Below are 24,579 nucleotides of genomic sequence, written 5' to 3' on the forward strand. Positions count from 1 at the left end.
ACAAGGCTTTACGAAGCACGCAATTACACATCACTGTGTGACACTATATGATGGTCTTTTTGCGGAATAGCATCCCAACCCTCTTTAATGGTTCTGAGTATCTCACTAACATCATCAATGGCCTGCACATCATTATTGATATTAGCTTCCGATATTTTACGCAGCATAAAATCATAGAGTTCGCTAAGATTATTGGCGATATCACCGCCAGCTTCCATATTCAAACTATTGTTTAGGCCAGTAATAATACCAATGGCTTTGCCAATAAAGATCCCTTTGTTGGCAATATCATTATTTTCAATCGCATAACGGCTTTGCGCTAAACGTTGCAGCGCCCCCTCAAACATCAATTGAATTATACGATGGGGAGAAGCGACCGAAATTTCGCTCTCTACTGATACCTTACGATATGATTTCAGTGACGTTCTCATAAATACCTACCTACTCTGAACCTATAGACTTATACACATTAAGCTGCTTCTGGCTCTTTTGCCCTAAATGCAGCAGCTCTTGTCGATGTTTTAACAATGGTACCGCACGAGCAGTAAACTGATTCGTGAGCGTTAATTGCGTCTGCAGTACTTGTCTATCTTCCTCTTTAGGAGACTCAAGCAACTCATTGAGTAAAAGTTGACGCTGATAAACCAAATCTAGCAAATTTGATACCAACTCATCAGCTTTTTCATCTTCGGCTGTAATCGCCTCTAATTGACTCAATACAGCAGCCAACTGAGTATTTAGTGTATTCAGTGATTGCAAATCTAGATAACCTTACAATTAACCAGATGCCTTGACCACACCTGGCAGAGAATTTAATGCGCTAATCACGCCATTACCTTGGGAAGTTAAATTACCCACCACTAAATCCATGGCATTGAACTGTTTAAATAATCGCGCCTGTAGCTGCTCCATCTTCATGTTGAAAGCTTCGCGCTGATCTTCTAAACGTTGCTGATCTTCTGTTAAGGTATTATTGCGTGTGTTAAGCAGCCCACTGGTTTTAACATAACCTTCAACTAAGGTATCTAAGCGTGTTGCTAGACCTGTGTCTTTGGTGGCAAACAGGTTCTCGATACTGCCCATATCTTCATTAATGACTTTATCTAACTTGGTGCTATTAACAGATAACTTACCATAACGATCGGCTTCAATTCCGATATCGTAAAGCGCGATACTGCCGCCACCGCCAGTATCGACCCGGGTCGAGATCATATTGCGCATCTGCGACTCGATAGAACGGATCATTGAATCCCCTTGCATGGCCGCGGCTTTCTTCTCTTTCGCGTCATAGGAGGATAGCTTTTCTATCGTGCCAATCAAACCGTTATAGGCATCGACGAAGCCCTGCACATTCTCTTTAACGGCCTCTTCATCAAGCTCAATTTTGAGTACTGAGGTCTTATTCAGGTCGGCATCGGTTAAATTTAAGGTCACCCCAGAAATCGCATTGCTAATTTCATTGGTTTGCGACTGTAACTTTTGCCCATCGATATACACAATCGCTTCTTTGGCCGCTTGTACTTCGGTCAAATTACCTGTGCCAAACATATCATTAAGCCCAGTCCCGCTAGTATCGTTCGCCGCAACGGTGACATTACTGTCAGAACCTTCGGTGTCAGAGCTTATCACTAAGCGACTGCCACCATCTGTGGTGACTATGGTCGCTGTGACACCGACGTTATCGTCGGCATTGTTAATACTGGCGGCTATCGCATCGAGCGAATCACCCGCCGCGACATCAACGCTAAAGGAGTTACCATTTACCGTAAAATCTAAACTACCTTCGCCCACAGCCGCTTTAGGGTCGGCGGTATAGCCACCAGCCACCTTATGACGCTGGGCAAGTTGCTCAACCACTATATTATAACTACCCGACTGGGCATTTTTATCGGCGCTAGCCGTAAAATAATTGCTCTCACCGGTACTGACTTTGCGCTGGTTTACACTATTACCATCTTTAAGTTTTTCTAAGGCATCTTGAAACTTAGACAAAGCACTCTTTAACGTACCAATGGCAGAAACCTGCGCTTCAAGCGCATCTTCTTTCTTATTAAAGATCGCTTCTTTAGGCACTTTTTCGGCATCAACGAGTACGCCGACAATCGTGTTGATATCGAGTCCTGAGCCAATTCCCGTTGCTGTTAATGCCATAAATACCTCAACTTAATTATGATGTTCTAAAGCCTTAGACTTCAGTTTTCATTAGTAAACCTGTCACTTCCGACAATTTTTGCGCCAATTCTAGGGCTTCTTCATTAGGAATTTGACGAATGATATCACCAGAATCTATATCCATAACGCTTACAATATTCGTGCCAGAGTCTTCATCTATTTTAAATGCCAACCCTTTTCGCATCAGCGACATCATGTCAGACAGCTCATCGACAACGCCTTGCAGATGCTCTGGTTCAGCTTGTGCTGCAGGTATCTCTTCTGCTGCTTCTACCGCATTAATGGCAGAGCGAGTATCTAATTCAACATCCTGCTGACTAGGTTTGGTCGCCGCATGATCTACATCCACTTTAGTCGGAGCAAGAGTAGCTGAGTTAACCATATTAATATCCATAACGATAACCCTCTATTTCACCTTGTTGCTTAAAACCACGAAAGGGAGGCTCGTTGCCGAACCTCCCTTATCGTATCAATGCTTAACCTAGGCTCGTTATAGTAACGATAGCGCAACCTGTGGCAACTGGTTAGCTTGCGCTAACATGGCTGAACCCGTTTGCTGTAGTACCTGGTTTTTAGTCATTGCGGAGGTTTCTTTGGCGAAATCCACATCCACAATACGACTCTTAGCATCTGAAACGTTGGCCTGCGTGTTAGCGCTGTTACTGATGTTGTAAGAGAGACGGTTTTGCACCGCACCTAAGTCGGCGCGTTGACTGTCGATAGTTTGAATCGCAGAGTCAATTTTCTTCAGCGCACTCGCTCTATCACCAGCTGAAGCATTAGCTAATGCAGCAAGAGATAGGGTCGTCTTGTTTGTTGTTGCCACAGAAAGAGTGATATCTTCACCATCTTGGTGACCCACTTGGAACGATTTACCGTTAGAAAAGCCACCGGCTAATAATTTTGTGTTACCAAAAGCGGTATTGCTACCAATTTCATCAATCTCGGTGGCCAAGGCATCCATTTCAGCCTGCAGTGCAGTTAGATCATCAGTACTGTTGGCACCGTTTTCTGCTTGTACTGTCAAGTCACGCATACGTTGTAACATGTTAGTCTGTTCTTGCATCGCGCCTTCAGCAATCTGTGCAATAGAGATCGCATCGTTAGCGTTACGCATACCCACTTCAAGACCACGAACCTGAGAATCTAGACGGTTAGAGATGGCCAGACCGGCAGCATCATCTTTTGCACTGTTAATACGCAAACCACTTGATAGACGCTCCATAGAGGTCGCTAGGTTACCACTAGACTGATTCAAGTTCTTTTGAGCTTTCATCGATGTAACGTTTGTATTTACTGTAATAGCCATTATCGTTTCCTCTACTGTGCCTGACTTAATCACTTGCCTGTCTGATTTGAGCCAGGCGGAGCTAATTGGTTACAGTAAATGTAACGGCACGAGGATTTTAATCTTTAGCTTTTTTTTAAAAAAAATACTAAATTCAATTAATGCATTGAATTTAGTATTTAAAAATATCATTGTTACACGAATAAATAGGTTAAATGGAGCCGACACTTGCGACTCCATTTAACCTAAATTTATCTTATTGATAGCCATTAGCCTAATAATGATAAGGCAACCTGAGGCAACTGATTCGCCTGAGCTAACATGGCAGAACCGGTTTGCTGTAGTACCTGATTCTTGGTCATAGTGGCGGTCTCTTTGGCGAAATCCACATCCACAATACGACTCTTAGCATCGGCAACATTCGCTTGAGTATTGGCACTGTTACTGATGTTATGTGCTAAACGGTTTTGCACCGCACCCAATTTAGCGCGCTGGGTATCGATAGTATTAATGGCTGCATCAATCTTGTCTAATGCCGACTTACGATCACCTGCTGAAGCATTAGCCAAAGCACCTACTGATAGACTGACCTTATCGGTTTTACCCACTGAAATGGTAATGTCTTCGCCATCTTGGTGACCCACCTGGAAGGTTTTGCCCGCAGCAAAACCACCGCTTAACAGTTTAGTGTTACCAAAGGCGGTATTATTACCAATTTCATTAATTTCATCGGCTAGCTGATCCATCTCTGCTTTTAGTGCAAGCAAATCGTCGGTACTGTTGGCACCGTTTTCAGACTGGACAGTCAAATCACGCATCCGCTGCAACATGTTAGTTTGCTCTTGCATCGCGCCTTCGGCAATCTGTGCGATAGAGATGGCATCATTGGCGTTACGCATACCCACCTCTAAACCACGTACCTGCGAATTCAATCGGTTCGAGATGGCTAGACCTGCCGCATCATCTTTAGCGCTGTTGATCCGCAAACCACTAGACAAACGCTCCATTGACGTTGCCAACCCTTGAGATGAGGTGTTGAGGTTTTTCTGCGCCTTCATTGATGTAACGTTAGTATTTACTGTAATAGCCATTGTGTTTTCCTCTTCTTGGTTGCACTGCCAAGACGCTGAGCTTGGCTAAAAAATCCTGAGTTAACATCTACCGAGATGAGCCTCGTTAGATATAGTCAAATAGTGTCGTCGACCCGACTTTGCTAAACACACTCGACACCGCATTTAACGCTAATTGCTGTCTTTCGAGCTCTGTAATAGCAGAGGCATAATCTAAATCTTCGAGCATCGATAACGCCGAACTGTTGACTAACTTCTCTTCAACATGGGCCGAACTGTGACTCTCTAGACTTTTCAAATGAGTGCCCGATTGACCTCGAGCAATACTGATTTGATTTACACCACTATCGACATCATTCAATACCTGTGCCAACTCTGATCTTCCTTGGGGCGTATTTATTTTATTCGGATCTTCTATCAAGGAAATAGCTTGATTAATGGTGTCGAAAATACTGACTTCACTTTGGGGATTTATGGTAAAACTGTCGCCATTTTCAGGCATGTCAGAGAGAGAAACCTCAATACCATTAACACTTACAGGGGTGGACGGGTCAAAAGGCGATACCGTAGTCACCAACGCAGCGCTTGAGTCTCTCACCTCGAGATCGCCGCCCACCATGGTGAAGGTGTAACTGTCTTCAACATAAGCTGCAGGGTCGGTAATACTGGCGCTGTTAACATTAAAATCACCGACTTGGCTTGCCAAATAATTGACACTGAAATCGCCTAATCCTGATGGCGCATTCATAAATGCCTGATCGCCCGGAATATTAGTACCTAAGGTGACGCCCGATGCGACCACCGCATCACGTACGCCGCTATCGCCGTTGTAAACCACATTGCCTGCGGCATCGAAACTGAACGGTTGCTTACCCGTTTCGAAGCCACCAAATAGATAATTGCCCGATTCATCTTGGGTATTGGCAATCGCCACCAACTCTTCTAAGGTTGTGCGCAGTTCAACGGCAATCATTTGCCGCTCGGAATCTTCTAAACCGCCATTTGCTGCACGCAACACTTGTTCTCGAACCGATCCCGTCAATGTCTCGGCGCTGCCAAGCTTACTTTCGGTCAATGACAAACGGTTATTGGCATAGTCGATATTTTTCATAAACTGATCGACTAAGGCATTTTTTTGGTTAAGGTTATCGATGCCAATAGCGGCAACCGGATCGTCACCTGCGGTATTGACTCGCTTACCACTTGATAGTTGCTCTAAGATTTTACTGGTCGATGATTGCCTGTCTAACACACTGGTAATACTTTGGTTAAACATCTGTGCCGTTGAAATGCGCATCAGCTTTACTCCTATCTCACCGAACTAAATAAAGTGTCAAAAATTTCAGCAGCTGTGGTCATGATCCGAGCGGATGCTTGATAAGACTGTTGAAAACGCATTAGATTGGCGGCCTCTTCATCGAGGTTTACACCAGACTCGCTTTGCACCCGGCTATAAGCCTGTGCGTAAATCGCCTCGGCGGAACCTAATGCCACCTCAGCCGATTTAGCTTTGCCACCCACGGCTAATTTAGTCGACTCATACACATCACTTAAGGTGGCGCTTCCGCCCTGCATCAATTTGGCTTCGTTTAACTTGGCCATCTCAAGGGCATTATTGTTATTACCTTCGGCAAAATTGAGATCAAAGGTAAAACGCTGACCGGCCTCGGCGGTACTGTTTTGCACATCGAAATTCATCCCAAAGGCGTCAATATTAGGTGGCGTAAATGTCCCCGCACCTAAAACGGCACCTGTTGCATCAAAGGCTTGATAGCTATTGGTGATGGTGTCTATTTCAAAGGTGATTTCACCGCCAACACCAGGGAAATTGGCTTGGCTAGGATCCATACTGTTTAATGTGAGGCTCGTGCTACCCGTATTGGCCGCATCGGCATTGATACTCGGACCCGCAGCGGCAATGCCTTTAGGGTCGCCCATCACCACATCAATCCCCGCTGCGGCGCCCGCTGTGGGCCTGATCTCAAACTGATCGCCCGATGCCATGGTGCCTGCGGCTATTTGAATACTAAAGCCGTCGCCACCAGTGAGCTCGTTACCGTTAAGCACCAGTGGTGTGACGACGCCACTGTCGTTATCTTTAAGCTCATAGGTTGCAGGCGCGGTAAAACTTAACTGATAGTTACCACCAGAAAGCGCCCCAACATCATCGATATTGACCTTGAGGGTGGCATCTCCGGTATTATTGCCATAGGCGCCTACGCGGCCCATCGACATCTTAGGATCGTTGATATCTAAAAAGAGGTTTCCGCCTACATTGCCATTTAAATCAAAACCTTGGCTCTGAGCTTGATTAAAGCTATCGGCGATACCTACGGCCAGCTGGCCCATCTCCATTTGTGCAGGGATCAAGGTGTCATCCCTAAATTGAAATAAGGCGCCTAAACTCCCCCCCATTTTAGTGGGATCGAGCACCAGACTTTGGTCGCCAGTCGATGCAGTGATCCGCAGTTCACCGCCAAATGGGTCGCCCATTGTCGAGCCCACTTGCATCGTCACCTCACCAGACACCAACATGGCGGCGCCGCCAAGCATGATGCTTTTAGCGCCTGATTCCAGTGGGATCACATTGACTGTGGCATATTCGCTCAGCTCTTGGATTAAGGCATCTTGATGATCAAGCAGCTGCATGTCGGCGCCTTGAGACTTCATCAACTCCTCGTTGATATGTCCAAGTTCCTTGCCGATGGCATTAATCCTGTCGGTGACCGCCACGATTTGATCGTTAGTCTGCTGCATTTGACCATTAAGGTGAGAGTTCATCTGATTTAATGCATTAGCCAGTTGCTCGGCATTCCCCAGCACACCACCTCGAATGCCTAAATCATCGGGAAGATCGCTCAAGCTGTTTAGCCCAGCAAACAGGTCATTTAGGCCTTGCGGCACCGATTTGCCGATCTGCGAAAACAGTTGGTCGAGCTCACCCATTTTGACATGCGTGGTCTGCGCCTGACTCACCGCCGTTTGCCCAATACGCAGTTCGCGCGCGGCGTAATCGTTATAAATACGCTTAACGTCGCTCACATAGGTACCCGCACCAAAAACGTTATTGCCTAAACGCTGCGAGTCGAGGCTCGACTGCTCAGCCACTTGACGGTGGTAGCCTTGAGTGTTGGCATTAGCGATGTTATTACTGGTTATCGCCAACTGTGACTGCGATGCCAGCACGCCCGTACGAGCAATGTTAAGTAAGTCCAATGACATTAAAGAATCCCTCCTACTGCGCGGGCAATGGTAATTTGACTCATGGTGTTACTCCCGATATGGCTGAACCCAGCCCTTTGGTTACCGATTGCATCACCTTGATCACTTTGTCAGCGTAATGTGGATCGGTTGCATAACCGGCATCTTGCAGGGCTTGTACAAACGCAGCAGGATCGGCCGCCTTATCCATGGCCGCTTGATAACGTGGCCCTTCAGATATAAATGACACAAAATCATCGAAACTCTGCTTTATGCCGTCATATACGCGAAAATCGGCCCGTTGTTTAACCGCAACACCTTGTTCAAACTCCAAGGTACTCACGCCTGCTTTATCGCCTTGCCAGCGCTTGTCGGCCTTAATATTAAATAGGTTATGACTGGGCTCACCCTGTGCGGTGCGCACCATTTTTTGTCCCCAACCAGTCTCGAGTGCCGACTGGGCAATGAGTACCTCTGGCGTGGTGCCAAGGGATTGTGCTGCCGCTTTAGCATGGGGATATAGCGTACTAACAAACTCATCACGGCTACTGAAGCCATTTATGGGCGCCGCCGATGGCAACACTTTGCCGCTGACAACCTCGTCGAGTGCCTCGGGTAAAGAGGGAGTTTGAGTCGCTGAAACCTTAGATTGGCTTACATGCTGTGCCGTCATATTGACGCTAGATGAAATAGGCTGCTGCATGCCGCCACGTAATACTGACGCTGGGGTATAAGCACTGGCCGTAGGATCGAGCTGCTGCACCATCAAGTCGGCTAGGCCTAACATGCCTTTGTCGGAGAGGTTAACCGACATCTGCTGATCGTGCATCTGCTCGTAAAACTTAGTGTATTGGCTGTTCATCGGGCTGTCGGATTCAAACACTGCATTGGCGTCGCGCATGCTCTGCATCAGCATTTGCACGAAGATCCCCTCAAACTGCTGCGCCACTTCCTTCAGAGCTGACTTATCATCTTTTTGTGCTTTGGCACGCAGGGAGTCTAGCCCCCCGATGTCCATAAAGTGCGATGAATGTGACAGCTTTTCCATAGTCAACCCGACAAAAATTAGATGATGATAAGCTCTCCATGCAAAGCGCCTGCCACTTTTAACGCTTCGAGAATTGCCAGTACATCCGATGGCGCCGCGCCAACCAAGTTAACCGCCCTAACGAGTTCGTCGAGGGTGGTACCTGGGTTAAACAAAAACATACGGTTATCTTCTTCAGACACATCGATAGTGCTGTTACTGGTGACGACAGTTTCGCCACCCGCTAAGGGGTTGGGCTGTGACACTTGGGTCGCCTCAGCAATAGTGACCGTCAAACCACCGTGGGTGACTGCGGCAGGCAACAAACGCACGTCTGCTCCTACAACTATGGTGCCGGTGCGAGAATTAACGATAACCTTGGCCGACTCAGATGCGGGCTCAACGTTGATATTTTCCAGCGTGGCTAAAAATGACACCCTTTGTGACACATCACGCGGTGCACTCACTTGTACCGAAGCGGCATCAAGCGCTCGGGCCATGCCTGGACCAAGTAAGCCATTGATGGCATCGGCTAAACGCTTAGCCGTTGAGAAATCGGCACGGCGTAAGTTAAAGGTCAGATGATCGCCTGTTGAAAATGGGGTCGCCACCGTGCGTTCAACAATCGCGCCATTGGGAATACGCCCAACGGTTGGGGTATTTTGGATCACTTTTGAGCCATCGAGTCCTTCGGCACTAAAGCCACTGACGACCATGCTGCCCTGAGCGATGGCGTAAACATTACCATCGACTCCTTTTAGAAAGGTTTGTATTAGGGTGCCGCCGCGTAGGCTTTTAGCTTCACCTAAGCTCGATACCGTAACATCTAAGGTTTGCCCCGGCTTAATAAAGGGCGGCATATTAGCGTGCACGGCAACCACCGCGACGTTTTTAATCTTGGGTCTAAAGTTATCCGGTAGATTAATGCCGAAATTTTTCAGCATGGTTTTAAATGTCTGCTCGGTATAACGGGTCTTTTCACCGGTACCGGGCAAACCGACCACGAGACCATAACCAATGAGTTGGTTATCTCTCACCCCTTGCACATTGGCAATGTCTTTTATGCGCTGGGCAAAGCTTATTGAAGAAAACAGGGTCAGAGCACAAAGTAAAATAATTCTAACTTTCATGATATTACTTCCTAAAAAGGCCACCAATCACTCATGAAAAACTTCCCTAACCAACCCACTTTTTGTGCATCGGCAAAGGTGCCTGTCCCACTGTATTGAATACGCGCATTAGCAACGCGCTGCGAGTCAATCGTGTTGTCGGGACGAATATCTTGCGAACGTACAATGCCGGTCACTCGCACAAATTCATCGCCGTTATTAATGGTGATCCATTTCTCACCGCGGATCACCAAGTTGCCATTATTGAGCACCTGCATCACATTGGCCGAGATACTGCCTGACAGGCTGTTGCTCTGATCGGCGTCTGACTCTCGCTTAGTGTTAAAGCTGTCTTTATAGCGTAAATCGATAGGTACGCCCTTGATGGTGACATTACCACCACCCGCATAAATGGGGTCGAGACTAAGATCTGAGCCTTTTTTAATCTCATTATTAGCGCTCTTGGACGCTTGGGTCGACTCTTGCAAAATCACCGTGATGATGTCGCCCACTTTTAATGCTTTGATATCGGAATACAATCCCGATGCCTGACTGTCTTGATACATAGACCCTGTTGCTGCCACCTTGGTTGGTGGGGCTTCTGGGTAAACAGGCGCATAATAGGGGTCGTCAGCAATCGGCTTATTATTGCTAGTTGAGCTACACCCCGCTAAGGCGATGGCAGCCACCAATATGAGATACTTAGTCATATTAAGCCTCTACAAATTCTGGTTAACGTAAGACAACATCTGATCGACGGCTGAGATCACTTTGGAGTTCATCTCATAAATTCGCTGACTCTCAATTAAGTTAACCAGCTCTTCGGTAACATTGACGTTAGAGGTTTCCAATGCACCTTGACGAATCGCGCCCATGCCATCTAAAGAGGCCGTTCCTTGAATCGGTGCACCGCTCGCGCCAGTTTCGGTGTAGAGGTTTTGCCCCATAGGATCTAACCCACTTGGATTAATAAAATCGGACATGGCTAACTGGCCCACCACTTGGTTTTCGGCCGCACCCGGGGTTTTTACCGAGACCTCCCCTTCTGCCGACACTGTGATACTGGTGGCGTCATCTGGAATGGTGATCGCCGGCTGCAACACATAACCTGAGCCTGGGGTAACGATTTGACCAGTATCATCTAGGGTGAACTGGCCATTACGCGTATAGGCCGCGGTGCCATCTGGCATCTGCACTTCAAAAAAGCCGGGGCCTTCAATCATTAAATCGAGTGAGTTATCCGTGGTTAGCATGTTGCCTTGGGTGAACATCTTTTGCGTCGCCACCACTTTGGTACCCGCACCGATATTCAGGCCATTGGGCAATTTGGTGTTAGAGGCACTGATGCCACCAGCTTGGTTAACTGTTTGATAAAGCAAGTCTTCAAATACGGCGCGGCTTTTCTTGTAGCCAATGGTGCTCGCATTAGCCACGTTGTTAGAGATAACCGAAATATCGGTTTGTTGAGCATCTAAGCCTGTTTTACTGATCCATAACGCGGGATGCATAATCTATCTCCTAACTAATGCGCATTAATGTCGAAGAGGCTTGATCCATCTCTTCGGCCGTTTTCATCATCTTGACCTGCATCTCAAACTGACGCTGCAAATCGATTAACGACACCATTTCATCGACAGCATTCACATTACTGCCCTCAACGGCGCCACTCTCTACAAACACCTGCGCATTGGCAGGTGCGATTTCGCCAGAGATTTGACGGAACAAGCCATCTTCTCCACGCATTAAATTTTGGTTACCTGGGTTAACGAGCTTGATCCGCCCAACCTCTTCAATCACTTCCGCTGTCGCCCCTAAAGGGCGCACCGAAATAATGCCATCTTGGGCGATTTCGACTTTTTCGATAGGCAGCGGCAATACGATAGGGCCGGCATCCCCCATAATGGGATTACCACGGTCGTTTCGCAGCAACCCAGTGTTATCTATGCTTAAACTGCCAGAGCGAGTATAGGCTTCGCCACCGTCAGCCCCCTGTACGGCAATCCAACCATCGCCTTTTACGGCAACATCCAGATCACGGCCAGTGGTTTTTAACGGTCCGCTGGCAAAGTTAGCCGATGGGCTTTCTGTCATCGAAAACACCCGTGTCGGCAAGCCCTCACCAAAGGCCTGCATGGATCGAGCTTGCTCTAAGTCTGACTTAAAACCATCGGTATTAGCATTAGCAAGGTTGTTCGCACGTACCGCCAGCGAATGCATATTCTGCTTGGCGCCACTCATGGCGACATAAAGTAATTTATCCACTTGCTGCTCCGTCAATGTTTCAACTAAAACTGTCGTATTACAGTATCAAGCAATCATCGTGCCAACGGATAGTATCAATGGGAGTGGAAGATCAATGGGATGCGAAGGTAAATAATGTGGGAAGAGGAGAACTTCAGCTAAAAGCGGCAGTGCGTTGCCGTGGCGGCAACACACTTAACCCGAGTCAATGATTAACGGATCTGAAGTACCGTTTGTTGCAACGTATTATTAATCTCTAAGGTACGAGAGTTAGCCTGGAAGTTACGTTGTGCAGAGATTAAATCAACCAATTCAGTGGTCAAATCAACGTTGGATTGTTCCAGTGCTGACGAGCGAATACCACCAAACGTACCACTATTGGCCTCACCAGCTAACGCTGGACCAGAATCTAAACTGGCTTTCCACGACGTATTACCCACCTGAGTTAAGCCTTGCTCATTTGAAAAACGTGCCAATGCCACGCGGGCTAACGCAACCGTAGAGCCGTTACTGTAACTGGCATTGATCAGCCCATCGGCACCCACTTCAACATTGGTTAAACGGCCAACTGTGGTGCCATCTTGGCTCAGCTCTGTCACCTCAAAAGCCGATGAATATTGCGTTGGATTATTAAAGTTGACTGTCAAGGTTTGCGTGCCGTCAGTACCAGGGCCTAATACATTAGCCCCGCCAACACCGAGTTCTTCGGTCTGTATCACTGCAGGATCGCTGCCGGTATAAGTACCTGTGTCATTAAAGGACAATACCGAACCTTTCCAACCGCTGGCATTTTCTGCGTTACCCGTAGCATCGGCAGTACCATCACCTGTAGTATCACGCCCATAAGTCGCTACAGGGCCAGCAATATCGACCTGTTTACCATCGACGGCATAAAACGCCACCCAATTACTCTCACCATTGTGCGCCGCTTCGGGTGGGCGGACAAAGTAAGTCGTCAAAATTTGTGGCTCACCTAATGAGTCATATATGGTTACCGATGTCGATCGATTAAATGTCTCAGGCTTAGTCGGGTCAAAATTAGCAGGATCGAGCGTCTCTTCAGCGGCATTAAGGTTCATCTGAATACCCACATCATTAGTTTTCTGTGGCTGACCTGCCGTATCGGGAATTTTCACTGGCTTGGTGGTGGTTAAACTCACCGATGTTGAGTTACCGCCTTTATCGACTGGAAATGTCTGCAAGAAGTTACCCGATGAGTTAACTAGGTAGTTATTTTCATCCACTTTAAACGCACCAGCGCGAGTATAAGACATATCTTGTGAGCCCACTTCTGATGAGGTCACAAAAAAACCACCGCCATTAATCGCCATATCAAGGGCGTTACTGGTAATTTGCATGCTCCCCTGATGGAACTGCTGCGCCACTTGTGATGTGTTCACACCACCACCCACTGCCGTTTTGCTGTTAGTAAAAATGGAGTTGGCGTACACGTCGGCAAACTCAGCGCGAGACTCTTTAAAACCAACCGTATTGACGTTGGCAATATTGTTCGCCGTGGTATTAAGATCTTTTTGGGCCGCGGAGATACCACTCAATGCAATGTTAAATGACATAAATCACCTCATTAAAATTTCTGTTTGTTGTCGTGGACGTTATGCCCTAACGTAAGCTTTATCTAGGTTTCAGAGACGGCGAGTACATCACCAATCTTGATACCCCCTATGCCCCTAAGGTTTAAAATTGCGCCTGTGCTTGCCGTACCCAGTGACACGCTGGTCACATGTGCGTAAGTCGATACCGCAAGGTCTTCACTTTTACCATCCACTCTGCCAGACGCCTTTATCGAGTAATTACCACTGGCCACCGGCTCGCCATCTTTATCAAGGCCATCCCAGCTAACATCAATATTGCCGCCTGCGCTGCCATCGACGGTAAAGGTTTTGATCAACTGACCTTTTTCATCTTCTATGCGCACGGTAATGTCATCGATAGCCTCTGGCGTACTGACGATCCCTTTTAGGTGCGGATCTTCAGCAGAAATATGGCCAGTATCTGACGGAATCAGTACTTTCTGCCCAACCAAGCCCGAGGCTTGGAGTGCCTGACTCGAAGTCATCACAGCGTTGAGGTTGACAATCTCCTCATTGAGTTTACCGATCCCATCGACGGTCGAAAATGAAGCCATCTGCGCAATCATCTGGTCATTATCTACAGGCTTAAATGGATCTTGCATCGACAATTGTTGGCTCAATAAAGAGAAAAAATCATCTTGAGTCAGCTCTTGGTTATTTGCCTCAGGAATCGTGGATTCCTCAGGCAAACGAATACTGTCTAGAAACGGATTTCCCGTAGATTCGGTGACGGCACTCGATCTGCTGTTTGATTGCGGCGTGATCTGCCCACTTTGCTTATCGCTGCTAAGGGGTGACTGGCTGCTTAACGGGTTAATGAGGCTCACTAATTACCTCCTAAGATTTGCCGATTCGTAAAGTCTGTTGCAGCATAGACTTGGCCGCTTCAGCAACTTGTACGTTCATTTGGTAAGAGCGCGATGCAGAGATCATGTTAGCCATCTCCTCCATCACATTCACATTGGGTTTGTAAATAAAACCATCGGCATCTGCCAACGGGTGATCAGGAGAGTATTCTTTCTGCAGCGGCTTATCACTTTCGACAATGCCCGCCACTTTAACCGACTGTGAGGTTTGCTGTTGATGACTGGCTTTGGCCATTTCCGCTTCAAATACAGGATGACGAGCACGGTAAGTCTGGTCGATGCTACTGGAAACCGAGTCGGCATTGGCAATGTTACTTGCCGTGGTATTGAGGCGGATCGATTGCGCCGACATACCTGATCCAGAAACATCAAAGATATTAAATAAGCTCATCATTAATTTCCTTTAAGTGCTTTTTTCAATCCAGCAAACTTACTGTCAAGAAACCCTAACGACATCTGATACTCTAAGGCATTTTGCATAAACTCAGACTGCTCTTGCTGAATATCGACAGTATTGCCATCACCAGTATCGGGCTGATTGGGCACGCGATAACTTACATGTTGTTGGCTTAAGGCCGCTAAATCGAAATGACGCTCATCACTGCGACTCATGGCTAACCCCCCTTGCCGACTGCGAGCGGCTTGCAATGCCTTATCGAAATCGAGATCTTTGGCTTTATAATGAGGAGTATCGGCATTGGCAATATTAGATGAGATAACCTGCGCACGCGTTGAACGCACACCCAAGGTGAATTGATGCACACCTAATGCTTTATCAAAACTAATCGCCATAAAATTGCCTCCTCATACAGATACCAACAACAAAGCAATTGTTATGCCAAACAAGAGAGAAAGAGAAGGAAGTGGTTAATAAAAAAACATAAAGATAAAAAATGCCAGCTTATTGCTGGCATTTTAGTTAAATCAGGCGGTAAAGACTAACCACGTTTTTGATAATAGATGCCAGGATTACAGCGCACCATCTCAAACTCTTCAGTTAATCCGGCAATCGACTCCGAAGCGCCAAGAAATAAGATCCCTTTGGGGTTCAAAGCGGCAGCAAATTGCCGCAATATTTTGGCCTTTGCCTCAGGCGCAAAGTAGATGAGTACATTGCGACAAAATATAATGTCAAACTTACCCAGTAAGGTATAACTTTCAAGCAAATTATGGGCTCTGAAATTAACTAAACGCTTTACATTGTCTTTGACAACCATAGAGCCTGGTATGGTCGGAGCAAAAAACTGCCGCTTACGCTCATCAGATAAGCCCCTTGCCAGCGCCAAGTTATCATATTGCGCCGCTTTACACCTGTCTAACATAGATGGTGATAAATCGGTGGCCAATATCGATGCGCCACCCGGTAATGCCCCTGGTTTACGCTGTTGATATTCTAAAATCGTCATAGCTAACGAATAAGGCTCTTGCCCTGATGAGCACGCCGCCGACCATATTTTAAGTGGACGCCCCAAACGAGTGTACTCAGGCAACAAGTTATTTGCGAGCAACTCGAACGGATAACGATCCCTAAACCATAAGGTTTCATTAGTGGTCATCGCATCGATAACCTCAGCCCTTAACTGCCGCTCCGTCGGCTTCATCGAATGTTTGACCACCTCTGATAATGACGGAAGGTTATATTTCCCCATTAATGGTGCCAAGCGACTACGAACTAAATACTGCTTATTTTCACCCAGCACGATCCCGCTGTGTTGTTCCAGAAATAATCTAAATTGGTTGTACTCAGCTTCTGCAAGTGATTTATTCGGCACCTAGATATCCCAATCTCAAAAAATAAAACAGGCTACAACATACACTACTATAGCAAGTATTAAACAGCCAAGCGTTATACATTAGCGAACCTACTGAGACAAGCATAAACTACTCAAAGTTAGGAGCTTGTATGACGACGCTCAATTTACAAACTAAGGTGCTTATTCACCGCGGCCGCCAGTTCATCTGGATTAAACTTAGCGATAAAATCATTGGCGCCCACTTTTTCGACCATGGCCTGATTGAATACACCACTGAGTGAAGTATGAAGCACCACCTTAATATCTTTAAGCTTAGGGTTATCCCTAATCTCTGCAGTTAAGGTGTAGCCATCCATCTCTGGCATCTCAATATCAGAAATAATTAATGGGAGCTCATGAGCCACATTATCCATATTTTCCGCCATCGCCTCTAATTGGTTGAGAGCATCACGGCCATCTTTAGCGGTATCGATTTGCAGGTTTAATGACTCAAGCGCCCTAATTATTTGCTTTCGTGCAACCGTTGAATCATCAATCACCATAATATGATAGTGGCGGTCTCTATCTATGGTTAACTTATCATCCATTTCTTGGCTTATCTGCGTCTTAACGGGTGAGATCTCATCGAGGATTTTCTCCACATCAAGGATCTCAACCAGCTCACCTTCAATCTCGGTGACGGCAGTTAAGTAAGAATACCGCCCCGCACCTTGCGGTGGTGGCATGATGGCTTCCCAGTTCATATTGATGATGCGCTCAACAGATTTAACTAAGAACCCCTGTACGCTGCGATTATATTCAGAAATGATAATAAAACACTCGTCGGTGTTTTCAATCGGGCGACCACCCGTCGCTGCGCTTAAATCAATCACAGAGATCGTCTTGCCACGAATATGAGCGACACCTCTAACCACTGGATTTAGCTTTGGTAACGCGGTTAATGGAGGGCACTGTAGCACCTCTTTAACTTTAAACACGTTAATACCAAATCGTTGCCGACCGTTTAATTTGAACAGGAGAAGCTCTAAGCGGTTTTGCCCCACGAGTTGAGTGCGTTTATTTACTGAATCAAGAATACTCGACATAATGCCTTTGCCTTGTGAAAGCTTCCCCACCCATAGTTACTATAAGTATAGGCATGCTAATTGCTTTAATAAATTTGAATGATAACCAGGCCCAAACTCGTCAAATTTATGACACTAATTTCTATGAAAAAAATGTCTAAAGGTACGGGCCACAACGAAGTATAGGTGCAATCTGGCCGTTCAAGCTAGTCTAATCATTATGAAAGTAAATACTGTGTACTTTTTCATCGCTTTACTCTTCTCTTGCCCAAGTTTCGGTGCAGATGAGCCAAGTGTACCCTCTTTATCGACGATATCACGATTAGCTATAGCGGCAATTGAAAATAAAATTGAAGCCCCAAGTGATGCAAGGGTCAATATTACGCCGCAAAGCTTAGACACCAGAGTCAGCCCACCTGCTTGCAGTTCAGCGCTAAGCGTTGAGGTCGCCAGCGATCGCGCAATAGGCCGTAATAACACAGTTAAAGTCAGTTGCGAAACCCCAGAGCTACAATACCCTTGGCAAATTTACATATCGGTAAGAGTCGACATTCTTTACCCTGTGGTTGTGGCCACACAAACCTTGGGGCCAGGCGAGCTAATTGACGCGGAGCAGGTGACGCTCGCCTATGTCGAGCAGAGTAATTTACGTGGCCAACAATTTGATGATCCCGCACAGGTCACAGGTACCCGAGTAAAACGTAGAATTGCCGCCAATCAAACCCTGTTTAGCAGTAACCTTTGCTTTGTATGCAAAGGCGACATGGTGTCTATTTTTGCCCGCACGGCCAATTTTGAGATAAAAACTATCGGTGAGGCCTTACGTGATGGTAACTTAGGCGATAGAATTCAGGTTAGAAACAGTAACTCACAGAAAATGGTAGATGCAAACGTTATCGGGGTCGGCGCGGTTGAGGTTAGGATGTAGTACCACATGACCCACTCGATGGGCATTTTTTATTGATCACCAGCAAATTCTCCTAAAGCTTTAACAGTGAACGCCGATATACAGTTATGTTGATCTCACTAAGTAACGTTGGAACCTATTATGGCTATAGATATAAAGCATATAAATACAAGCACTAACAATCGAGTCGCCACGCCGACAACCGATAAGTCATCGGCAAAAAACCAGGCCGTATCGCCCGAAACCACTATGGCTAAAACCGTAAAAAGTGACTCGGTATCGATAACGCCTCAGGCGCAGCAACTGCAAAGTGCCCAAGCCAAATTGAACAGCTTACCTGAAATCGACACTAAAAAAGTCGAACAGATCAAAGCGGCCATTGCTGAAGGTCGCTACAAAATTGATGCCGACAAACTGGCCAGTAATATTGCGCAGTTTGAAAATGAACTAAAGGATCTTAATTAAGCTGTTATGAACTCAATAATCGACATCATCGCTAATCAACATACGTTATTAAACGACTTAAAACGCCTTATCGAAGCGGAGAAAGTGGCGCTTATCGCACAAAGTGCCGATGAGTTGCTAAACCTAGCGACAGATAAAGCTAAGTTGTTAGATGAGATCAAAGCAGTCGATGTACGATTATCAGAGCACCCTGACAGCGGAAAACTCAGTAGCGATGCTAAGCTACAAAAATTAGTCGAAATTACCAAACAAGTGTTAGCCCAATGTAAGACGCTTAACGCGCAAAATGCGACATTAATCGAACACAGCATGGCCAGTATCAATCGCTTTTCTCAAGCCTTGCAAGCCAGTCGAAACGCATCCAGCCTTACCTACGATGGTAAAGGTAAAACCTCAACAATTTCGACCTTAGGCAATAACCTTAAAGCGTAGACGGATTCTTGTTACGCTAATATTACAGCAGACACTCATTGTGGCATCAGGTTCGACAATGAGTGTCTATAGCGTTCTACCCAATTCTTAATATCTCTGACGACTGTGTCCATAGCACTACCTCATCCTATCTGTTGCTTGGCTCTTTTGATGCACTATAGCGCTCTATTTGATTAACGACAGCACTCTATAATGCTGAGTTATATCAGCGCCTATCTCACCAGTTTCATGCGTTTCCTATGCAGGAACCGCTGACAACAGACACAAAAAAAGCCTCTGAAATAGAGGCTTTAATAATGGAGTCCTGTTGCAGAGGAAGCTCTATTTAAAAATAAGTCACTTGCTTCACTTTTTGCGGACGATGTTGCTGTTGGTACAAAGCCCACACTTGAGAAAAATCAAGTTCCAGCTCAGTCACATAGTGTTCACCCACAGGGTAACTCTTAACCACTCTGGCACCACGAATGACCCCGGTCACCGACGCTTGAATATTATCATCAGACAACATCCAATCCCTAACTTGGCTCGAGGCCGACAACTGCTGGCCGTACACCTGCTCAGCCAACTCGCGATAAGCTGCGATTTTGGATGCTTGCATCGCCATTAACACGCGCTGCGATTGCTCTTTGGCCGGTTGTGTCGCTAAGGGGGCATAGCCGATAGCGGTTAACTTAGGAAACTGCTCAGGCGCTTCTGTTTCCCACTGAATATATCTATCTTGAGAAGCGCAGCCGCTTAGTGTTAGCAGTAATGCCATTAACCAGACTCTCATTGCATCTCTCCTACCATTTGCATGTTACCCTGCCCCTGCGTGCTGTGACGGATCAACAAGCCTTGCTTAGACTCCACCCGCTCAGACGCCCTAAGATAACCAGGCAATTCAGCCAAGGTGACACTCGCCGACGCAACTGATACCACACGATTATTGGTTACATTCACAATGCGGCTATTGACCACAAGCTCATCAAGCGACAGATTCATGGTCGACACCAAAACATGCTCAACGGGCAAATCGTCACCCAGCTTACGCCAATCACGACTCAATATAAAATCACCACTGTCGGTCACTCGTACACTCTGTGCCACATTGAGATCGACCAAATTAAATTGATGATCATGCATAGCAGCAATTAAACCTTGCTGTAATTGTAACCCCAAAGGATTAGTGCCATTTAAACTGTCTAACAACACTGGCGTTGTCACCAATAACGGATGCTTAGGTGTGAGTTGATCATTTTGCCTAACCAATTCATTAGCCAATTGTTGGCTCAGGTGTAGCACTGCCGATTGAGCAGGCAAAGTATTGCCGCTTGCCAATGACGGCGCAGCGGGCTCATTGCTCGCACATCCCCCAAATAGCAATAAAGATGACAAAAGTATCGCTGTTCGCATCGCTCTGTCCTGTATAACGCTAAGCAAGGCTTAGCCGGAAAAAATGCCAATATAAAATGCCGTTTCAATATGAACGCAAGGCTTGGTCGCCGCCCATTTAAGTTAACTGCTAACTATTTAACCGTTGACGGCGCTGATGCATTAACATCACAACCCGGTCGATACTGACGCAGACGATAACTTTGACTATCGCTATGTCACACGACAAATTCGCGGCGCGTTCGACTGACATAAATTTAAATGCAAATTATGAGCCAATAGCCACTATGGCTTACCCACGTCCCTGTATCGGCCTCAACACGCCAACCTTTAACCCCATTAAGCAAGCAATCGTGCCACAAAGTACATACGGGCATGTATATTGCTTACTATGATGCCATCTGGCTAATATCGCCCAACGACCGCAAATACTGTCATCATTTTGGCAGTTAGTAGCGCAGGTTGTAACGCTTCGCATTGTTATTATTGAAAGAGACTTTTACATGAATCGGCTAACCATATCCTTGCTATTGCTAGGTTTAACCCACCTTAATGTGTCAGCACAGTGGATTGAAGCACATGGCGAGGCCAACGTGCTCAACAACAATGTCAATCAGGCGCGCGAAGAAGCCATACAACAAGCCTTAAGTGTTATCACCTTGCAATCGGGTGGCCAATTTACCAGCATGCAACAGACGCAAAACGGCCAACTGGTACAAAGCCAGTTTTCTATGTCGAACCAAGCCAACATTGCGCGAGTCGAACTACTCAGTGAGCGCATCGAAAACCAACAAATCACAGTGACATTAAGAGCCGATGTTATCGATGGCGCAGAGCAACAGTGCCAAGCGGAACCATTAAAAGCCGCTATTTTAGTGCCGCAGGCATCGATTGCCGATCGTGCGCAGCTCAGATACGGCAATATCGGCCACTTTGAACAGGCATTATCAGAACGCTTAGGAAATATCATTCAGCAGCGCAGCAATGCCAGCCTTGCCAATGTTCACGCCAACGAACGCCTAGATGTTGAGCAGTCCTTAGTGGATGTTCGAGGCTACCGTTTACCCAGTTGGCTAAGCGACATCACCGACAGTCAATATATCCTACTGCCAGCGATCGTCGATATCTCCACCGATCCCGTTGAAGGCGGATTACTAGGCCTTTGGAATAACTATCCACAACGACAATTTCATCTAAAGCTATCGCTGTATCATGGCATCAGTGGTGAGCAAGTTTGGAGCGAGCTATATCATTCATCAGCCCCATGGGAATTTGAGCGACAAGCCACAGTGCCGGCAAATAGTGCCCGCTTTTGGCATTCCAGCTATGGTCAACATATTGATGCCGTATTAGCACAAGCCAGTGCCGATATCGATAAAGTGCTTAACTGCAGGCCACTACTGGGACAAATTGTGTCTAAACAAGACAGACGGGTGATCATCAATCTGGGGCGTAATAACGGTATAAAAGTGGGCGACCGTTTTCAAATTGTATTGCAACAAAACTTACCCGATAGGCTCGACAACATGCGCCCAATTGCCGGGGAAACTCGCGCAACGGTCACCATAGATCAAGTCACGCAGCAAAGTGCCACAGCCTTGCTCGAGCCACAAAATGGGACGCTAAATATACAAGTAAATGACATTGCGATTAAAATGTAGTGGACAAGCGGCCACTAATTAAGCAACTAAATCTAAAGCCTTTTCATCGAGATGAAAAACAGTATAATCAACAGCGTCTCCCTATAGCTCAACAGGATAGAGCAGTCGCCTCCTAAGCGATCGATCGGGGTTCGAGTCCCTGTGGGGAGACCATAAGATAGCCACTAAAATGGTTATCTTATGCATAGATAAAATAACCATCACTAACCGCCAACATCCTAATACATCCTACATCCCTCTAGGTTAACAATGGTTTAGTGCCCCTGCGTAGCTAGGTGAATAGGTTAACACTCACGGCTTAGCCTTCGATTTAATCGATATAATCTTATTTAATTAGTGCCATACCAATTCTTGCGGCCATGATCATTTTTAAGCCCAGTGTCTAAGTTTAAATCCTCACACTTGTGGTTAGGGTGCCAAGCGCGCTAAATGTGATTTTTGACTGGCTTGCTATCCGCTTTATCATGGATTTTGAGGCTTTTTTAAGGTACTTTAGCCCCATGAAAGTCACTGCGTATTACGGCGTGAAAGTAGCATAATAGTCGCATGATAAATAATGCTGGTAGCCGAAGTCAGCTTTGTCGTGAACGCTGCGCAATAAACATCAACTTATCTCCATTATTCCTATTTACCTCAACCCTATAAAGGATAGCGTCAATGACTGAGCTGTTTACTGCTAACCTCGAGATCATTAATAAGCGTTGGCCTCTGCTCGCTTCAGCCTTACATGCGGCAAACATTGAACACTTCGATGCTTGTCTCGTTAATGGCAATGAACAAACCATCAGTGTCAATGGTATTCAATTGAGCAGTCGGCATAACCGTATCGCCGAAGCGAAGCTGTTGATTAAACAACTGCCAGCAAACTGCCGTGACCTCACGGTTTATGGTGTCGGTATGGGAGATGTCCCCGCCGTCCTAGTGCAGCACCCCCATATAAAAAGCATTCGTATTGGCCTGCTCAATGTCAGCCTGTTTGCCCTATTACTGACTTATACCGATCAGCGCGAATGGTTGAGCGATCCACGCCTAACGCTGGTGCACCAGCTTCAACAACACCGACTGCCGCCCCACTACATTACCGTCACGCCCGAACTCTTATTGAGCAGCGATGACAATGCCAGATTGCGTGACTTATTGGTATTTAACAATAACCTTGATTTTGCCAACAGAAGCCATGGCAATGATGACGTTGAGCTTCAGCAGCGCATGCGGGATAATCTTGCGACCATGCAACAAGATGCCGATGCCGCCACTTTAAGCTTACAATATCAACCTAATCAGACCTTAGTCATCGCCACTGGCCCCACGCTTGAGCAGCATTATGCTTACCTTAGGGCGCAGCGAGCATTACCAGAGCCGACTCGGCCATTGATGATTAGCGTCGACACTGCATTAAAAGCCTTACTCAAGGAACAGATTGTTCCCGATATAGTCGTGAGCATAGATCAAAATGTCTCGCGTGACTTTTTACCCGATAACGTGCCTGATAGCGTCAAACTGGTCTACTTCCCCAAGTCACAGCAAGCAGTGTTGCAATGGTGGCCTGGACAACGTTTTGCCGCCTACTCGCACAGTAAAATCTATGATGAGTTCCACCAGCAATGCCCTAAACTGCGCCTATTTGCCAATGGTAGCGTCATCCATCCGGCCATCGATTTAGCCGTACATTTAAACAGCCCATCGATAACCTTATTTGGTTGTGATTTTAGTTATCCGCATAATAAGACCCACGCCTTTTGGCAAGACGGTAAATTAGGCCCTTCTATCGCCAATGCCAAGCAACATTGGGTGATGAACGGACATGGCGAAAAAGTGGCAACCGACCTGAATTTCCGCGGCTATTTGCTTGCCCTTGAACATTATATTCTCACTAAACCTGAGGTGACTTTTTATAATGCGAGTTTAGATGGTGCCGCCATTGATGGCGCCCAATATCAGGAGTGTAAGTGATGAAAAGTACTGCAACTGACACCCTTATCCAAATGCTGACTTCGGCTGCGCATAAGTTTCGCTTAGGCCATGAAGCCGATGGCTCACATGACTTTGCTCAGTGCATCGACCTGCTTAAACCCATCTTGCCTGAGTTACAAAATGCCGTAACTGTGGTTGAGTTATTTCGTGAGATGCTGGCGGCGCAGGAGCGTCACGACTGGCTTGCTTTGGCTGACAGTCTCGAATATGACTTGCCCTTACTGCTGCAAGCCGCGCAGTAACACATGATGGTGATGAATCAGGTGTAACAAGCTTAAACGGCTTTTTAAAACTTGTTAAGCCCCTCAAATTGAGGGGGCGTAACAAGTTTTAAAAGCCATATTACTCAATAGTATTATTGGCGTTTAATCGGTTTGCATTGAGT

27 protein-coding genes and 1 tRNA gene are annotated in these 24,579 nt (G+C 46.4%); 7 read left to right on the top strand and 21 right to left on the bottom strand.

Annotated elements, in window-relative coordinates; all coding sequences use genetic code 11:
* Window positions 1-23: 23 nt before the first annotated feature.
* The 19 genes from fliS to DN599_RS04330 form a co-directional block, all read right to left on the bottom strand.
* A complete protein-coding gene (gene fliS, locus DN599_RS04240; RefSeq protein ID WP_110456375.1) occupies window positions 24-431 on the bottom strand; it encodes a flagellar export chaperone FliS in 408 nt (135 codons plus the stop codon).
* Window positions 432-441: 10 nt separating this feature from the next.
* The gene (locus tag DN599_RS04245) at window positions 442-759 is read right to left on the bottom strand and encodes a hypothetical protein (protein ID WP_110456376.1); all 318 of its coding nucleotides are present in this window, start codon (window positions 757-759) and stop codon (window positions 442-444) included.
* Between the two features lie 18 nt (window positions 760-777).
* Window positions 778-2,151 (bottom strand): flagellar filament capping protein FliD, encoded by a 1,374-nt coding sequence (gene fliD / locus DN599_RS04250; protein WP_110456377.1) that lies wholly within the window; start codon window positions 2,149-2,151, stop codon window positions 778-780.
* A gap of 34 nt (window positions 2,152-2,185) precedes the next feature.
* A complete protein-coding gene (locus DN599_RS04255) occupies window positions 2,186-2,566 on the bottom strand; it encodes a flagellar protein FlaG (RefSeq protein ID WP_110456378.1) in 381 nt (126 codons plus the stop codon).
* A gap of 96 nt (window positions 2,567-2,662) precedes the next feature.
* Complete coding sequence (locus DN599_RS04260; RefSeq protein WP_110456379.1) at window positions 2,663-3,481, bottom strand: flagellin N-terminal helical domain-containing protein; 819 nt, start codon at window positions 3,479-3,481, stop codon at window positions 2,663-2,665.
* A 248-nt stretch (window positions 3,482-3,729) separates the two neighbouring features.
* On the bottom strand, window positions 3,730-4,551 hold the full coding sequence (locus DN599_RS04265) for a flagellin N-terminal helical domain-containing protein (RefSeq protein WP_110456380.1): 822 nt from the start codon (window positions 4,549-4,551) through the stop codon (window positions 3,730-3,732).
* An 85-nt stretch (window positions 4,552-4,636) separates the two neighbouring features.
* The gene (gene flgL / locus DN599_RS04270) at window positions 4,637-5,827 is read right to left on the bottom strand and encodes a flagellar hook-associated protein FlgL (RefSeq protein WP_110456381.1); all 1,191 of its coding nucleotides are present in this window, start codon (window positions 5,825-5,827) and stop codon (window positions 4,637-4,639) included.
* Between the two features lie 11 nt (window positions 5,828-5,838).
* Window positions 5,839-7,752 carry a flagellar hook-associated protein FlgK gene (gene flgK, locus DN599_RS04275; RefSeq protein ID WP_110456382.1) on the bottom strand — a complete coding sequence of 638 codons (1,914 nt, stop codon included), beginning with the start codon at window positions 7,750-7,752 and terminating at the stop codon, window positions 5,839-5,841.
* Window positions 7,753-7,792: 40 nt separating this feature from the next.
* Entirely contained in the window at window positions 7,793-8,779 is a 987-nt protein-coding gene (flgJ, locus tag DN599_RS04280; protein WP_110456383.1) for a flagellar assembly peptidoglycan hydrolase FlgJ, read from the bottom strand.
* Window positions 8,780-8,796: 17 nt separating this feature from the next.
* Window positions 8,797-9,888 (bottom strand): flagellar basal body P-ring protein FlgI, encoded by a 1,092-nt coding sequence (locus tag DN599_RS04285; RefSeq protein ID WP_110456384.1) that lies wholly within the window; start codon window positions 9,886-9,888, stop codon window positions 8,797-8,799.
* A gap of 11 nt (window positions 9,889-9,899) precedes the next feature.
* On the bottom strand, window positions 9,900-10,577 hold the full coding sequence (gene flgH / locus DN599_RS04290) for a flagellar basal body L-ring protein FlgH (RefSeq protein ID WP_110456385.1): 678 nt from the start codon (window positions 10,575-10,577) through the stop codon (window positions 9,900-9,902).
* A 9-nt stretch (window positions 10,578-10,586) separates the two neighbouring features.
* Entirely contained in the window at window positions 10,587-11,375 is a 789-nt protein-coding gene (flgG, locus tag DN599_RS04295; RefSeq protein ID WP_110456386.1) for a flagellar basal-body rod protein FlgG, read from the bottom strand.
* 10 nt (window positions 11,376-11,385) lie between these two features.
* Window positions 11,386-12,129: a flagellar basal-body rod protein FlgF gene (gene flgF / locus DN599_RS04300; RefSeq protein ID WP_110456387.1), complete on the bottom strand. Its 744-nt coding sequence runs from the start codon at window positions 12,127-12,129 to the stop codon at window positions 11,386-11,388.
* A 191-nt stretch (window positions 12,130-12,320) separates the two neighbouring features.
* Window positions 12,321-13,682, bottom strand: a complete 1,362-nt coding sequence (gene flgE, locus DN599_RS04305) for a flagellar hook protein FlgE (RefSeq protein WP_110456388.1) — start codon at window positions 13,680-13,682, stop codon at window positions 12,321-12,323.
* 62 nt (window positions 13,683-13,744) lie between these two features.
* Window positions 13,745-14,464, bottom strand: coding sequence for a flagellar hook assembly protein FlgD (gene flgD, locus DN599_RS04310; protein WP_275426000.1), 720 nt, complete (start codon window positions 14,462-14,464; stop codon window positions 13,745-13,747).
* Between the two features lie 73 nt (window positions 14,465-14,537).
* Window positions 14,538-14,957: a flagellar basal body rod protein FlgC gene (flgC, locus tag DN599_RS04315; protein WP_110456390.1), complete on the bottom strand. Its 420-nt coding sequence runs from the start codon at window positions 14,955-14,957 to the stop codon at window positions 14,538-14,540.
* A gap of 2 nt (window positions 14,958-14,959) precedes the next feature.
* The gene (gene flgB / locus DN599_RS04320; RefSeq protein ID WP_110456391.1) at window positions 14,960-15,358 is read right to left on the bottom strand and encodes a flagellar basal body rod protein FlgB; all 399 of its coding nucleotides are present in this window, start codon (window positions 15,356-15,358) and stop codon (window positions 14,960-14,962) included.
* Between the two features lie 146 nt (window positions 15,359-15,504).
* Window positions 15,505-16,338 (bottom strand): CheR family methyltransferase, encoded by an 834-nt coding sequence (locus DN599_RS04325; RefSeq protein WP_110456392.1) that lies wholly within the window; start codon window positions 16,336-16,338, stop codon window positions 15,505-15,507.
* Between the two features lie 146 nt (window positions 16,339-16,484).
* Window positions 16,485-17,405, bottom strand: coding sequence for a chemotaxis protein CheV (locus DN599_RS04330; protein WP_110456393.1), 921 nt, complete (start codon window positions 17,403-17,405; stop codon window positions 16,485-16,487).
* A gap of 199 nt (window positions 17,406-17,604) precedes the next feature.
* Here DN599_RS04330 and flgA point away from each other — a divergent pair, with 199 nt between their 5' ends.
* The 3 genes from flgA to DN599_RS04345 all read left to right on the top strand — a co-directional run bounded on the left by flgA (window position 17,605) and on the right by DN599_RS04345 (window position 19,188).
* Window positions 17,605-18,312 carry a flagellar basal body P-ring formation chaperone FlgA gene (gene flgA, locus DN599_RS04335; protein WP_110456394.1) on the top strand — a complete coding sequence of 236 codons (708 nt, stop codon included), beginning with the start codon at window positions 17,605-17,607 and terminating at the stop codon, window positions 18,310-18,312.
* A gap of 120 nt (window positions 18,313-18,432) precedes the next feature.
* Window positions 18,433-18,756 carry a flagellar biosynthesis anti-sigma factor FlgM gene (gene flgM, locus DN599_RS04340; RefSeq protein WP_110456395.1) on the top strand — a complete coding sequence of 108 codons (324 nt, stop codon included), beginning with the start codon at window positions 18,433-18,435 and terminating at the stop codon, window positions 18,754-18,756.
* Between the two features lie 6 nt (window positions 18,757-18,762).
* Complete coding sequence (locus tag DN599_RS04345) at window positions 18,763-19,188, top strand: flagella synthesis protein FlgN (protein ID WP_110456396.1); 426 nt, start codon at window positions 18,763-18,765, stop codon at window positions 19,186-19,188.
* A gap of 325 nt (window positions 19,189-19,513) precedes the next feature.
* Here the strand turns inward: DN599_RS04345 and DN599_RS04350 are convergent, their stop codons facing one another.
* Window positions 19,514-19,960 (bottom strand): LPP20 family lipoprotein, encoded by a 447-nt coding sequence (locus DN599_RS04350; RefSeq protein ID WP_110456397.1) that lies wholly within the window; start codon window positions 19,958-19,960, stop codon window positions 19,514-19,516.
* Window positions 19,957-20,580, bottom strand: a complete 624-nt coding sequence (locus tag DN599_RS04355; protein WP_110456398.1) for a FlgO family outer membrane protein — start codon at window positions 20,578-20,580, stop codon at window positions 19,957-19,959. Before DN599_RS04355 ends, DN599_RS04350 begins: the two co-directional genes overlap by 4 nt.
* A 482-nt stretch (window positions 20,581-21,062) precedes the next feature.
* Between DN599_RS04355 and DN599_RS04360 the strand changes: the two genes are divergently transcribed.
* The 4 genes from DN599_RS04360 to DN599_RS04375 all read left to right on the top strand — a co-directional run bounded on the left by DN599_RS04360 (window position 21,063) and on the right by DN599_RS04375 (window position 24,436).
* The gene (locus DN599_RS04360) at window positions 21,063-22,220 is read left to right on the top strand and encodes a flagellar assembly protein FlgT (protein WP_110456399.1); all 1,158 of its coding nucleotides are present in this window, start codon (window positions 21,063-21,065) and stop codon (window positions 22,218-22,220) included.
* A 77-nt stretch (window positions 22,221-22,297) separates the two neighbouring features.
* Window positions 22,298-22,373, top strand: a tRNA-Arg gene (locus DN599_RS04365).
* Window positions 22,374-22,877: 504 nt separating this feature from the next.
* Window positions 22,878-24,173, top strand: coding sequence for a motility associated factor glycosyltransferase family protein (locus tag DN599_RS04370; RefSeq protein ID WP_110456400.1), 1,296 nt, complete (start codon window positions 22,878-22,880; stop codon window positions 24,171-24,173).
* A complete protein-coding gene (locus DN599_RS04375) occupies window positions 24,173-24,436 on the top strand; it encodes a hypothetical protein (protein WP_110456401.1) in 264 nt (87 codons plus the stop codon). The genes DN599_RS04370 and DN599_RS04375 overlap by 1 nt, the downstream gene beginning before the upstream one ends.
* Window positions 24,437-24,579 lie beyond the last annotated feature (143 nt).

Origin of the sequence: Shewanella algidipiscicola (genome assembly GCF_900380485.1) — a bacterium.
GTDB classification, from domain to species: Bacteria; Pseudomonadota; Gammaproteobacteria; order Enterobacterales; family Shewanellaceae; genus Shewanella; species Shewanella algidipiscicola.